Here is a 12,738-nt window from a genome sequence, read left to right on the forward strand (position 1 = left end):
AGGACCGCTCAGTTCTGCCGGATGCGGCCGCGCAGGCGGTGCAGGACCAGGTGGCTGCCTCCCGCGCCCACCAGCACAGCGAGCAGGCCGACAGCCCATACGACCCAGACCAGCGGGGCCAGCCAACCGGCGGCCGACCCGAGCAGCGGCACGGCCTCGCGGGCTGTATCGAACGTCCACAGCACCATGGACTGGGCCGTCTGCACCAGGGCCGGATCGACCCACAGCACGATCCACTGCGGCACCGGGAGGGTCGCCAGGCCCCGGGCTGCGTCCCCGGCGACGCCGGAAGCGAGCGCCTGCGCGCCCCATTGCGCCAGTTCGGCGAATACGAAGGCGCCGCCGGTCCACACCAGGGCCAGCGCACCGAAGAAGAGCCAGCTCAGGATCACCATGCGAGGGCCCTCGCGCGTGTGGAGGTGCGGCAGGCGCACCGCGATCGAACAGGAAAGGTCATGGCCAGGGAGCTTAGTGAACGCACGCCCCTGGAAAAACAAGATATTCGCTGATCGAAACTATGCTTTTTACGAAGCTCATCTGCGCTTGTCCCGCAGCGCCACGCGGACTTGATTTCACGGCTGTGCTGCGCGTGAGGTCCTCATCACCGCACACACGCGCCATGCTGCTCGACACGGTGCTCCTGATAGGGTGCTTGATCCATGCGTCGTGGCGCTGCGAGGCCATGCGAGTTCACACCAGGCTGGAGCGCGCGCGCACCGCATGCGGAAAGCTGCCGTGCCAAGATCGACGGTATCCATACGATCGGTCCCGTCCTGCATGACGCATCTTCCCGAGCTCGATCCTGCTGCCCCGGTCCAGTTCGTCGTCAATGCGGCTGCGGGCAGCAGCGACGCCGCGGCCAAGCGCGCAGTCATCGAGTCCGTGCTGCACGCGCAGGGACGGCTGGGTGAGTTGCATTTCTGCAAGCCCGCCCACCTCGCCAGCGTCGCAGGCGAAGCGGCACTCAGGGCCTTGTCGATCCGCACGGCCGTGGTGGCTGTGGGAGGCGACGGCACGCTCAACACGGTGGCGCAGGGCGCTCACGCCGCTGGCTGCGCCATGGGGGTGGTGCCGCAGGGCACGTTCAACTACTTCGCTCGCGTGAACGGCATTCCGGCGGATCCGGCCGATGCGATCCGCCTGCTGCTGCGTGCTTCGCCGCTGCCTGTGCAGGTGGCCGGCATCAACGGCCATGTGTTTCTGGTCAACGCCAGCCTCGGGCTCTACCCCGAGCTGCTCGAAGACCGGGAGGCTTACAAGAGCCGCTTTGGCCGCAGCCGCTGGGTGGCTCTGGTGGCAGCCGGTGCGACCCTGCTGCGCGCGCCGCGTCGCTTTCGGCTTCACATCGAGATGGGTGGCACGGTTCGCGAGCTGGAGGCCCTGGCGCTGTTCGCGGGCAACAACCGCCTGCAACTGCAGCAGTTGGGCGCGGAGCCGGAAGACAGCCTTCCGGGCACTCCGGGGGACGGCAGCATGGCCGGACTGGTGCTGCGGCCCATCGGTAGGCTGTCGATGTTGAGGCTGATGCTGCACGGGGCCATGGGCCGCCTGGGCGAAGCGGCCGGTGTCGAGCGCTTCGAGTTCGAGCACCTCGTGGTCCGGCCGACCCTGCCGCAGGGGCGCCGCGGCGTCAAGGTGGCCTTCGACGGCGAGGTGACGACGATGCGCGCGCCGCTCGACTTTCGCGTGCTCGCCAAACCGCTCTACCTGCTGAGGCCGCGGCGCAGCGTTGCCGCCGAGCGTGCCGGGTCCAGCACGGATGGTCCGGTGTATTGAGCTGGCGGCTTCGGATGCCGCACGCGCGCGGGCAGCGAGCATGCGGAGCCCGCGATCGGGCATCGATGACCCGCAGCCTCGGGCAGTGGTGCTTGCGTTGAGGATGGAGCGCGTGAATGTTCAGCGAACCACCGTCCGAGCCGGGCAGAACGGCGCGCACGCCCCACGTCACGCGAGCGCCGGAGGGCACCCTGCTATGCCCGTTCGTATTCGCAATGCCGCTTGCCTTGGGCGCCCGCAGCGACACACCTTTCGGAAGGGCGCAGACCCTTTTCCGCCATGCACCGGTCGATGAAGACCAGCCGGTCGCCACCGCCGAGCTCGGAGCTGCGCGGCAGCTTCTCGAGATTCAGTTGGCATTCCTTGTATTCGTAGCCGCCCAAGGGGCTGATCGGGTTGCATCCGACGAGGAATAGGACCAGGGGAACGAGAGTGGTGTATCTGCTCATAGCAAGGTCCGCCAGTCTACCCAGACTGCCGCGCTCCACCGCGGGGACGCCTCGATCCGAGCCTCCTCGGCCGCTCCCTCAGTGCCGATCCGGCACGTCGCCGCTTGTTACCCGGTTGCGCGCCGGCGTCCAGGTGTGGGCTCGTGCAGTCACCGGACGCCCCGCACGCGTTGCCTCGCGCTATGAGCGACCAGAACCTGCGTCGCCGCGCGGAAACACCCGCACGCCTCCGCGGTCCAGCGGGTGCGCAGCGGAGGGGCCGCCAGCTGCGCCGCTCCATCCGTCGGTGCGCCATTGACGCACCCGCTCGTCCACGTCCACTGCGCCCGCCTCGTGCAGGATCGCGCAGGCCCGCTCCGCCAGGGAGCCATCGGCGGCTCGGACAACCAGCACCGTGCTGCCGCGCCGTGCAGCCTCTTCGTAGTTGTGGGCATGTCCGGTGTTGGCCTGGTCCTCCGATGTGAAGAGGCTCGCAAGAAACCCGGCAATGCCGCCCGAGCGTCGCTCGGCGGTGTCCAGTTCGCGATTGCCGCTGGCCAGCTGCGGTTCGTGCCGCTCCAGGTGAATGTCCCCGGGCGCGAAACCGGCCTCGACCAGCTGCTCCTGCGCGCGAGCGGCATGGGCCCGGTCGTCGAAGGCACCTATGACTGCTTGCATGTCGTGGCTCCTTGAGAGGATCGTCGAATCCGCTGCGTCGGGCAGCGAAAGCCTTGCGCGGCAACGGGGCGCGGGGCTCAGCCTCATGGTGGTTAGCGCTACACGGGCGCACATCGTCCGGCTTCGCGGACCCGGGTAGGAGACGACCTACCTGGGACGCACGTGCCGAGTCACCGGACGCCGCTGTGCCCGTTACGACAGCAGAGCTGGCGCGCCGCCGCGATCGCGCATGTGGAATGCCGTGGCTATAGTCGTTTTCGCCATGGACCGACTGCAGAACCTGGAGACCTTCGTGCGCGTCGCGCAGACCCAGAGCTTTGCCGAAGCGGCCCGCCAGATGCGCGTGGCGAAGTCGGTAGTGACCACCCGCATCAAGCAGCTCGAGGACTACCTGGGTGCGCCGCTGTTCCATCGCAGCACCCGCGTGGTGCGGCTCTCCGAACTCGGACAGGCATTCCTGATCGATTGCACCGAGCTGGTCGGCCGCGCAAACGACGTCGTGGACCACATGCGCGACGCGCGTGGTCGCGCCGGCGGCATCCTGCGCGTGCACGCCCTCACGGGCTTCGTGATCGGCCATTTCGGCGCGCTGCTGCGCGAATTCCAGACCGCGTATCCCGACATACGGCTGGAACTGAACGTGAGCGACGCGGTGGTCGATCCGGTGAAGGCCGGCGTCGATTGCGCGCTGCAGATCTTTCCTGCCGCGTCCACCGAGCTCGTCGCGCGACCGCTGTTCCCCGTGCGGCGCGTCTTCTGCGCGACGCCCGAGTACCTGGCCCGCAAGGCAGCGCCGGCCGACCCGCGCGAGCTGCACCAGCACAGGCTGGGCCTTTATTCGGGCTACCCGACAAGGGACCGCTGGACCTTCCACGCAGAGCAGGGGCAGCAGCTGACGACCTACCTGGAGGCGGCCCTGCTCACCAACAGCGTGCATCTGCTGCGCGAGTACGCGCTGGAGCACGCGGGTATCGTCTGCCTGCCCACGCTGGTTGCCGGCGACGCCATCCTGGACGGGCGCCTGCAGATCGTGCTGCCGCGGCATCAGCTCTCATCGTTTCGCCTCAGCGCGGTGTACGCAGCGACCTTGCGCAGCGCCTACAAGATGGAGTTGTTCATCGCGCACATCCGTTCGGCCTTCACGACGGTTCCGCCCTGGGACGCGGCCTTGATGGAAGCCGGCCTGCTGCCCAGCGAGCTCATCGAAGCGTAGGGGCACCGGGTAGGAGATCGTTCGCGAAATGCGAACGAATCGAACGGCAGCCGGTGCCTAGCGGCAGGGACCCCAGGTACCTACATTCGGCTGCGCAGCCTGTCGCTGCAGGACCGAGGAGCACACCGTGATCGTGGCCTATCAAACCAGGTTCGGCTCGCTTGCGAGCCACGAGAAAGGGCGAGTCGAGCCCATCGCCGACAACGTGAAGCACTACGCCTTCTCGAACTGCTTCGACATCGCGTCAAAGAGCCCTCCCTACCAGCGGGTGGTATTCGGCCAGAACCAGATCTACGTGATGGAGGTCGCGCGCGCCGAGGGCCGCTCGCCCTGGTACACCTGCGCCCACGACGAATTCGTGCTGTGCATGGATGGCGAACTCGAAGTGCACCTGATCAAGCTCGATGCGAGCCAGCAGCTTGCGGACGCCGAGCACAACGGCGCCGTGCTCGTCGAAGCGCCCCCTCGAGGCGAGCACATGGGCTGGATGGTGCTGCGGCGCGGCCATCAGGGCCTGCTGCCGAGGAACAGTGCCTATCAGTTCCGCGCCGCCTCGGCGGCGGTGGCGGTCATCCAGACCTGCAAGGGCCCACTCTCCGTCGAGAAGTGGGCCGATATCTGCCAGACAGCCTGAACGCACGAGGAGCATCCGCCATGAACGCACCGATCCGCCTGTTCGACATCACGGCCACCCCGCCCGAGCCGATCTTCGGCTACCAGAGCTTCACGCTGGGCAGCTTCAGCTTCGAGCGCGACGAGTACTTCGCGCACATCCGCTGGACCACCCGCGACGGCCGCCCGCTTTCGCACACCATGGACATCGCCGACTATCTGCGTGCGCTGATGCGGGACGTGGCGTGGGGCTTTTTCTACGGATGGGTCAACTTCGACGAAGTCGTCGGTACGGTCAACCACTACAACTCGGTAGATCTGTACGCCGGCAGCTTCAACGGCAGCTACAAGGACGCCGGCGTCGATCTGCTGGAGAACTTTCCCACCGACTGCATCCGCGCCACCTTCGAGCAGATGCTCGACGACTGGACCAACGACGGCTTCGACCCCTTTGCCGCGCCCCAGGAAACCGGCACGCCCTACGGCCGCAAGAGAGGCCACAACCGGCCGGCGATCACACGGGCGCGCGAGCTGGCGACGCGCTGCGTAGGCCTGCCCGGCGACCTGCCGCTGCGCACCGACGCGCGCGGCTCCCCGGTGAACCGCGCATTCGCGGACGTGCCGCAGGACCAGCCCGAGCTGCATCCACAGCCGGGGTTCGAGCACGAGGTGCATGCGTTCAACCTGTTCGCCTTCCTCTCGCGCAGCCAGGTCACCTGGAACCCGTCGTTTACGAGCGTGGTCAAGCACAGCATCATGTGCCCCACCACCGAGGAGCACATCCTGCCCATCATCCACGGCAACGACCGCGTCGAGTGGTTCTTCCAGATGTGCGACGAGATCCACTGGGACTGCGCGGACAAGAACACCGGCAAGCCTCTCGCGCGCGTCATCATGAAACCGGGCGACATGGCCGCCATGCCGGCCTACTGCCGGCATCGGGGCTACTCGCCCAAGCGGTCGATGCTGCTGGTCTGGGAGAACGGCTCGCCCAGCCTGGTGCATGAGATCCAGCGGGGCGAGGCTCCGGAAGTGCCGGTGACGTTCTGAACGGCGGGGCGTTCGCCCCGTCGCGCCTGCCGAGCGAAGCTCCGGCGCAAGAAGCGCATCGACGCAGAAAACAGGACGAAGCGCCGATTGACACGCGGTGCGCGAGGGGAGCTCAATTCACGTTCCGTGCGGGTGATGACCCGATCAAGATCTAGGTCACGGGCTTGCTCGACATCGATGGGAGAAGAGCATGCGCATCCGGCATCTGTTCGCGGGTGGAGTTGTTCTTTCGCTGGCGGTGAGCCTGCCGCCCGGCGCGATGGCCCGCGGCGGACCGGGCCAGGCCCGGCCGCAGCACGACCCGGGTGCCGGGCTGCCTGCCTCGCTGCACGAAACAGGCCTGTATGCCCCGGGCTCGAATGCGACCATCGCCCCCGATGTGATTGCGTTTTCTCCGCAGTACCCGCTCTGGTCGGACGGCGCGGACAAGCGCCGCTGGCTCTGGCTGCCGCCGGGCAGCCGCATCGATGCGTCCCGCCCCGATCAGTGGGAGTTCCCGCCGGGAACCCGGCTGTGGAAGCAGTTCGAATACGCAGGGCAGCCGGTCGAGACCCGCTTCATCGAGCGGCAGGCCGACGGCAGCTGGCGATTTGCAACCTACGTCTGGGACGACGCGAAACGCAGCGCCGTGCTGGCACCCGCGGAGGGCGTCAAGGCCGTTGCGGTGCAGGGAGCACCGCAGGGCCGCTACGCCCTGCCCTCGCGCATGGACTGCCTCGCCTGCCACGGCAGTGCTGCCGTCCCCGTGCTGGGTCTTTCGGCAGTGCAGCTGTCCGGCACACGCGATCCGCTGGCCCCAGGCGGCAAGCCGCGCGGGACGGCCGAAGCCGATCTGCGCGCGCTGGTCGCGCGAGGGGTGCTGGTCAAGCTCCCGGAGGCGATGCTCACGAGCCCGCCGGCCATCGCCGGATCGACGCCGGTAGAACGCGCAGCGCTCGGCTACCTGCACGCCAACTGCGGCCACTGCCACAACAGCAGCCCCAACCGCGTCTCGGTGCGGCTGACCTTGGCGCAACGCGCGGGCGATCCAGCGGCTTCGCGGCTCGAGGTGCTGCGTGCCACCGTCGATGCCAACGGGCGCTGGCGCGCGCAGTCCGACGAAGAAGCGCCGATCGTGTCGCCGGGCAAGTCTGCGCAGAGCCTGCTGGTCCAGCGCATGCAGTCGCGCGATCCGCTGCGGCAGATGCCTCCGCTGGGCACCCAGGTCACCGACGCGCAGGCGCTCGCGCTGCTCTCCGCATGGATCAACGACCTGTCACCCCGAAAGGAAGGCCACCGATGAAACACACTCCGCCTCTTGTGCTCTGTGCGCTCATGACCTTGTCGTGCGCACCCCTGGCCCACGCGTCCGGCAGTGCGGGCGAAACCACCTCGGTGGCGCAGGCGGCGCGTGGCAAGTATCTGGTGGACACGGCGGGATGCATCGACTGCCACACCCCCATGAAGATGGGTCCCAAGGGACCAGAACCCGACATGAGCCGCCATCTGTCGGGCCACCCGGAATCGTTGAAGATGCCGCCGCCGCCGGCGTTGCCGGAAGGTCCCTGGCTGGTGATTTCCTCGGCGACCAATACCGCGTTCGCGGGTCCGTGGGGCGTGACCTACACCGCCAACTTGACCCCCGATCCGCAGACCGGGTTGGGCGAGTGGACCGAGCGCGACTTCATCCAGACCTTCCGCACGGGACGCCGCATGGGGCGCGGGCGCGAGATCCTCCCGCCGATGCCGATACCGGTCTACAACAACTTCTCGGACGACGACCTGAAGGCGATCTTCGCGCACCTCAAGACGCTCCCGCCGACGAGTAACCGTGTGCCCGAGCCGCAACCACCGAACGGGTCCGCGCAGAAGAAATGAGTCTGCAGCTCCGATCGCGAAATACCCCGGCCGTTCAGCTGCTGCGAGCGCAGGCGCTGCAGTCCTCCAGCGCGGCATTCGTGTAGGGCGTCCAGCAGCGCTCATGGGGGAGGCGCGGGCGCTCGTGGTCGGGCTCGCGCTCGGGTGGGCTTGCGCTCGCGTGCGGTCCCGGCTGGGGACTTGCGCATGCCCTATGCTTTTCTCCCGCCACTCTCTCTCGCATAGCTCATGAATACGCGCGCGCTTTCCTGCCTCACCGTGGCAGCCGCCTTGCTGGCCGGCGGTTCGCCGTCGTGGGTCGCGGCCGGGCCGGCCTCCGTCGGCGGCGCCGCCGCGCCCACCCGCGACGAAGTGGCCCGCCACTACGCGGCGCTGGTGCACGCCAGCTATTCGGATGCGCTGGCCGCGGCCCGGCACCTGCAGAAGGCGGTGGACGCGTTCGTACGGGCGCCCTCGGCCGCCGCGCTGGACACTGCCCGCAAGGCCTGGCTGGCCGGACGCGAGGTGTACGGGCAGACCGAGGCATTCCGGTTCTACGGCGGCCCCATCGACGACGAGAGCGGCCGCGAGGGGCGCCTCAATGCGTGGCCGATGGACGAGTCGTATGTGGACTCGGTTGCAGGCCGCCCCGGTGCCGGGCTGGTCAACGACCGCAAGGCCGACATCACGAAGCAGGCGCTGGCCGCCATGAACGAGCGCGGGGGCGAGGAGAACGTCGCGACGGGCTGGCACGCGATCGAATTCATGCTGTGGGGACAGGACACGTTCGACGACGGGCCGGGCAGGCGCGACTTCCAGGACTTCGTCGATGGCAAGGCTCCCAATGCCGACCGCCGCCGGCGCTATCTGCAGACCGTGACCGAACTGCTGGTGGACGATCTCCAGTCGCTCGTGAAGGCGTGGGCACCCGGCGTCCAGGGCAACTACCGCGCGCGCTTGGAGCGGGGCGGACAGGAGTCGCTGCGGCGCATGGTGGTGGGCCTGGGCTCGCTCTCGCGCGGCGAGCTGGCCGGCGAGCGGCTCGAGGTGGCGCTGAGCACGCAGGACCAGGAGGACGAGCACAGCTGCTTTTCCGACAACACGCACCGCGATGCGGTGACCAACGCGCGCGGCGTCCAGAACGTCTGGCTGGGCAGCTACCGACGGGCGGACGGCAGCGTGCTCCAGGGGCCATCGCTGCGCGCCCTGGTGGCATCGACGGACGCTGCGCTGGCCGAGCGGACCACACGGCAGATCGCCGCGTCGGTGGCGGCGACCGAGGCCATCCGTCCGCCCTTCGACCAGGAGATCCGGGGTGGAGCTGACGCGCCGGGGCGCCGCCGCGTGCAGGCGGCGATCGACAGCCTCACCCGGCAAAGCAAGGACCTCGTGGACGCGGCACGCGCCATCGGCATCCGCCAGCTGAATCTGGTGCAGCCTTGATGCGGCCGTCTCGCACGCAAGGCGCCGCCGCCGTCTTTACTGCCGTGTCCGCCGCCGCCGTCCTTGGCGCCGCGGCAGGCTGCATCGGGGTGGCCGCCGCCGAGCCGCGGGCCGACGACACGCGCCCGGGCGGGGCCACCACCGTCGTCGCCACCGGCAAGAACGCGTTCTCCTTCCCCGCCGCCAACCTCGCCGATGCGGAGCGCACCCGCTTCGTCATCGGCAACTCCTTCTTCAAGCGCAACTGGGTCGAGGCGCCCTCCTCGACGCGGGCGCGCGACGGCCTGGGCCCGCACTTCATCGCGCGCTCCTGCGGGGCCTGCCACACGCTGGACGGCCGGGGGGCGCCGCCGCAGTTGCTCAACGGCGTCAACGACACGCAACCACTGGCCTTGCTGCTGCGCCTGTCGATCCCGGGAGATGCCGACCCGCACCTGGGCGTGCGGCCCGAGCCGACCTATGGCGACCAGTTCACCAACGCCGCGGTGCGTGGCGTGCAGCCCGAGGGTGAAGTCGAACTGCGCGAAACACTCGTGCACGGCCGCTTCGCCGACGGCAGCCGCTACACGCTGCGCAAGCCGGCCTTTGGCCTGCGCGCGCTGGCCCACGGGCCGCTGCACCCGCAGGTGCAGCTCAGTGCGCGCATCGCACCGCAGATCATCGGAATGGGTCTGCTCGAGGCCATTCCCGAGGGCGAGATCCTGGCCAACGCGCGCGCGCAGGCGGACACGCCGGGCCCCGTCAAGGGCACACCCAACCGGGTGTGGGATGCTGCGGCGCAGAAAACGATGCTCGGCCGCTTCGGCTGGAAGGCGAACGTCGCCACGGTGCTGCACCAGACCGCCGCGGCCTTCAACGCCGACATGGGCATCACCTCGTCGCTGTTCCCGCGCGAAGCCTGCACCGCCGTGCAGAAGGACTGCCTGTCGGCACCGCGTGGCGGTGACGGCGGCAGGCCGGAGATTGACGACAAGACGCTGGAAGACGTGGCGTTCTACAGCGCCACGATCGCACCGCCCGCGCGGCGTGCGCCCGACGATGCGCAGGTGCGCGCCGGGCAGGCGCTGTTTGCCCGCGCGCAGTGCGCGGCCTGCCACCGGCCGGAGTACGTGACGGCAAGCGGCCCCTTCGCGCGACTGGCCAGCAAGGCATTGCAGGGGCAGCGCATCTTTCCCTACACCGACCTGCTGCTGCACGACATGGGCGAGGCCCTGGCCGACGGGCGGCCCGATTTCCTGGCGAACGGGCGGCAGTGGAAGACGCCGCCGCTGTGGGGCCTGGGTCTGCTGCGCGAGGTGAACGGTCACCAGCGGCTGCTGCACGACGGCCGCGCCGACGGCGTGCTCGAGGCCATCCTCTGGCACGGCGGAGAAGCCGAAGACAGCCGCCGCACGGTGCTGGAGATGACGCGCGCCGAACGCGACGCGCTGGTGAAGTTCGTGGAGTCGCTGTGATGAAGGCCTGGCCTGTGTTCGCCCTCGCCGGGGCCGTCGGCGCCCTGTCGTGGACCGCCCCGGCTCCTTCCCAGGCTGCCGCGTCGTCGGCGACCTCCTCCCATGCGGCGCCGGCAGGGCCGATCGCGCAGCCCACGGCCACGGCCTATGCCGAGGGCCTGTACCGCCACTGGTTTGCGCCGAGGGCCCGGGAGTTCGCCGAGCAGGCGGCCACCTTGCCGCCGGCGCTGCAGGCCTATTGCGAGGCGCCGGCCGACCGGGCCCCGGCGGCGCTGCAGCGGGCACGCGCGGCCTGGCGCTCGGCGGCCGTGACCTGGGACACGCTCTCGGCAGTGCCGCTCGGCCCCCTGGTCGGGCGGCGATCGGCCATGCGCATCGACTTCTCTCCGGCGCGCCCGGCGATGATCGAGCGTGCCCTGCGGACAGCACCGGCCGACCTGCCGGCGCTGGAGCGGGTGGGAACGCCGGCGAAGGGGTTCCCCGCGCTGGAATGGCTGCTCTGGACCCGCCCCGCCTGGCCGCAGACGCCTGGTTGCCGCTATGCCGTGCTGCTGGCACGCGATATCGACCACGAGGCCCGCGCGCTGCGCGAGGCGTTCGCCGAGCTTGCGGCACGCGACTGGGCATCGGACGAGGCGGGCGCCCGCGCGGCGATGGAGCAGGCGATGAACCAGTGGATCGGCGGACTCGAGCGCCTGCGCTGGACGCACATGGAGAAGCCGCAACGCGCTGGCCGCCCGGACGAGACGCCGGCATTTCCGCGCATGGCGAGCGGCGGCACGGCGTCGAGTTGGGGCGCGCGGTGGCGCGCGCTGCAGGCGCTCGGCGTGAGCGGCGAGCTCGCAGGCGCGGCGAAGCCCTCCCGTCCGATCGCCCTCGAGGCCACCCTGCGAGGCCGCGGCTCGAACGCCCTGGCCGACCGGCTGGCGCAGGCCAGCGCGCAGGCCACGCGCGAGCTCGCTCGGGCCGAGCCGACAGACGCCCAGTCCGTGCTTGCCGCGGCCAATGCCATGGCCGCCCTCAAGCGCCTGGCCGAAACGGACGTGGCTGCGGCCCTCGATATCCAGATCGGCTTTTCCGACAACGATGGCGACTGAATCCCCTGCCGGCTGGAGCCGGCGCGACTGCATGCTGCTTGCCGCCGGCGCGCTGCTGCAGGGGCTGCCGCGGGCGGGTGCTGCGGCTGGGCCGACGCGCTTCGCCGCGGCCTGGAACGACGCTGCAGCGGGCGCGCGAATCGGCGTGTTGCTGCGCGAAGGCGGCAGTCTGCGCCCGCATCGCGTGGTGGACGTGCCCACCAGGGCCCACGGCCTGCTGCCCCAGCCGGGGGGCGCGGTGCTGGCGGTGTCCCGCCGGCCGGGTGACTGGCTGCTGCGCTGGCACCCGGACACAGCCGACGCGCAATGGGCCTGGGCCGAGCCGGGGCGCAGCTTCAACGGCCACGCGCTCGAGAGCGCAGACCAGCGGCTTCTGTTCACCACCGAGACCGATCAGTTCACGGGCCAGGGCCTGCTCGGCGTGCGCGACGCCGCCACGCTGGAGAAGGTCGATGAATGGCCGACCCATGGAGCCGATCCCCATGAGCTGGTGCGCGGCCCCGGCGGCGCAGTGTGGGTGGCGAATGGCGGCATCCTGACCCTTGCCGAAACCGGCCGCACCAAGCACGCGCTGCACCGCATGGACTCGAGCCTGGTGCAGCTCGATGCTGGGGACGGCAGGCTGCGCGGACAGTGGCGCCTGCCGGATGCCCGGCTGGGCCTGCGCCACCTGGCCTGGGGGAGGACGGCCGGCGGCGACAGCATGCTGGGCATCGCCCTGCAGGCCGAGCACGACGACCCCGTGGCCAAGGCTGCGGCGCCCGTGCTGGCCGTATTCGACGGCAGCGCCTTGCGCAGCCGGGCGCCGGCTGCCCCGCTGTCCGGCTACGGCGGCGGCGTGGCCTTCGCCGCAGGGAGCTTCGTCGTGAGCTGCCCGCGCAGCAACGGCCTGGCCCGCTTCGATGCGCACGGGCGCCAGACCGGCTGGACACGCCTCGCCACGGCCTGCGCGGTGGATGCCAGGGCATCCGAGTTGTGGGCCGCGGGGCAATCGCAGGCGCAACTGCTGTCGCGTTCGCCGCAGGCGTTCGACGTCGATGCAGCGCTTCAGCTGGACAACCACTGGCGCGTGCTCGGTTGAAGGCGACCTGCCTCTTGCACGCCCTGCCTCTCGGAACGCCCTGCACCGAGCGGCGGTCCGCAGGCCCGAC

Annotated in this window: 13 protein-coding genes; 10 read left to right on the plus strand and 3 right to left on the minus strand. The window is 70.0% G+C overall.

Features of this window, described 5'->3' with window-relative positions; translation table 11 throughout:
- Positions 1–8: 8 nt before the first annotated feature.
- Positions 9–395: a hypothetical protein gene (locus tag WG922_RS07485; protein ID WP_340281768.1), complete on the minus strand. Its 387-nt coding sequence runs from the start codon at positions 393–395 to the stop codon at positions 9–11.
- Positions 396–777: 382 nt separating this feature from the next.
- Here WG922_RS07485 and WG922_RS07490 point away from each other — a divergent pair, with 382 nt between their 5' ends.
- Positions 778–1,776 carry a diacylglycerol/lipid kinase family protein gene (locus WG922_RS07490; protein WP_340281769.1) on the plus strand — a complete coding sequence of 333 codons (999 nt, stop codon included), beginning with the start codon at positions 778–780 and terminating at the stop codon, positions 1,774–1,776.
- Positions 1,777–1,970: 194 nt separating this feature from the next.
- Here WG922_RS07490 and WG922_RS07495 read toward each other — a convergent pair whose 3' ends face one another.
- Both WG922_RS07495 and WG922_RS07500 read right to left on the minus strand, forming a co-directional pair.
- Positions 1,971–2,159, minus strand: coding sequence for a hypothetical protein (locus WG922_RS07495; protein WP_340281770.1), 189 nt, complete (start codon positions 2,157–2,159; stop codon positions 1,971–1,973).
- Positions 2,160–2,405: 246 nt separating this feature from the next.
- Entirely contained in the window at positions 2,406–2,882 is a 477-nt protein-coding gene (locus tag WG922_RS07500; RefSeq protein WP_340281771.1) for a hypothetical protein, read from the minus strand.
- 262 nt (positions 2,883–3,144) lie between these two features.
- Here WG922_RS07500 and WG922_RS07505 point away from each other — a divergent pair, with 262 nt between their 5' ends.
- The 9 genes from WG922_RS07505 to WG922_RS07545 all read left to right on the plus strand — a co-directional run bounded on the left by WG922_RS07505 (position 3,145) and on the right by WG922_RS07545 (position 12,668).
- Positions 3,145–4,095, plus strand: coding sequence for a LysR family transcriptional regulator (locus WG922_RS07505; RefSeq protein WP_340281772.1), 951 nt, complete (start codon positions 3,145–3,147; stop codon positions 4,093–4,095).
- A 127-nt stretch (positions 4,096–4,222) separates the two neighbouring features.
- The gene (locus tag WG922_RS07510) at positions 4,223–4,729 is read left to right on the plus strand and encodes a hydroxyquinol 1,2-dioxygenase (protein ID WP_340281773.1); all 507 of its coding nucleotides are present in this window, start codon (positions 4,223–4,225) and stop codon (positions 4,727–4,729) included.
- Positions 4,730–4,749: 20 nt separating this feature from the next.
- Positions 4,750–5,757: a hydroxyquinol 1,2-dioxygenase gene (locus WG922_RS07515; RefSeq protein ID WP_340281774.1), complete on the plus strand. Its 1,008-nt coding sequence runs from the start codon at positions 4,750–4,752 to the stop codon at positions 5,755–5,757.
- A gap of 190 nt (positions 5,758–5,947) precedes the next feature.
- Entirely contained in the window at positions 5,948–7,039 is a 1,092-nt protein-coding gene (locus WG922_RS07520) for a c-type cytochrome domain-containing protein (protein WP_340281775.1), read from the plus strand.
- Positions 7,036–7,614 (plus strand): c-type cytochrome, encoded by a 579-nt coding sequence (locus WG922_RS07525; protein WP_340281776.1) that lies wholly within the window; start codon positions 7,036–7,038, stop codon positions 7,612–7,614. The genes WG922_RS07520 and WG922_RS07525 overlap by 4 nt, the downstream gene beginning before the upstream one ends.
- A 228-nt stretch (positions 7,615–7,842) precedes the next feature.
- On the plus strand, positions 7,843–9,036 hold the full coding sequence (locus WG922_RS07530; RefSeq protein WP_340281777.1) for an imelysin family protein: 1,194 nt from the start codon (positions 7,843–7,845) through the stop codon (positions 9,034–9,036).
- Positions 9,036–10,490, plus strand: a complete 1,455-nt coding sequence (locus WG922_RS07535; RefSeq protein WP_340281778.1) for a di-heme oxidoreductase family protein — start codon at positions 9,036–9,038, stop codon at positions 10,488–10,490. The genes WG922_RS07530 and WG922_RS07535 overlap by 1 nt, the downstream gene beginning before the upstream one ends.
- Positions 10,490–11,587, plus strand: coding sequence for an imelysin family protein (locus tag WG922_RS07540; RefSeq protein WP_340281779.1), 1,098 nt, complete (start codon positions 10,490–10,492; stop codon positions 11,585–11,587). Before WG922_RS07535 ends, WG922_RS07540 begins: the two co-directional genes overlap by 1 nt.
- Positions 11,577–12,668: a DUF1513 domain-containing protein gene (locus tag WG922_RS07545; RefSeq protein WP_340281781.1), complete on the plus strand. Its 1,092-nt coding sequence runs from the start codon at positions 11,577–11,579 to the stop codon at positions 12,666–12,668. Before WG922_RS07540 ends, WG922_RS07545 begins: the two co-directional genes overlap by 11 nt.
- Positions 12,669–12,738: the final 70 nt, after the last annotated feature.

This window comes from Ramlibacter sp. AN1015, assembly GCF_037726105.1.
GTDB lineage: Bacteria > Pseudomonadota > Gammaproteobacteria > Burkholderiales > Burkholderiaceae_C > Ramlibacter.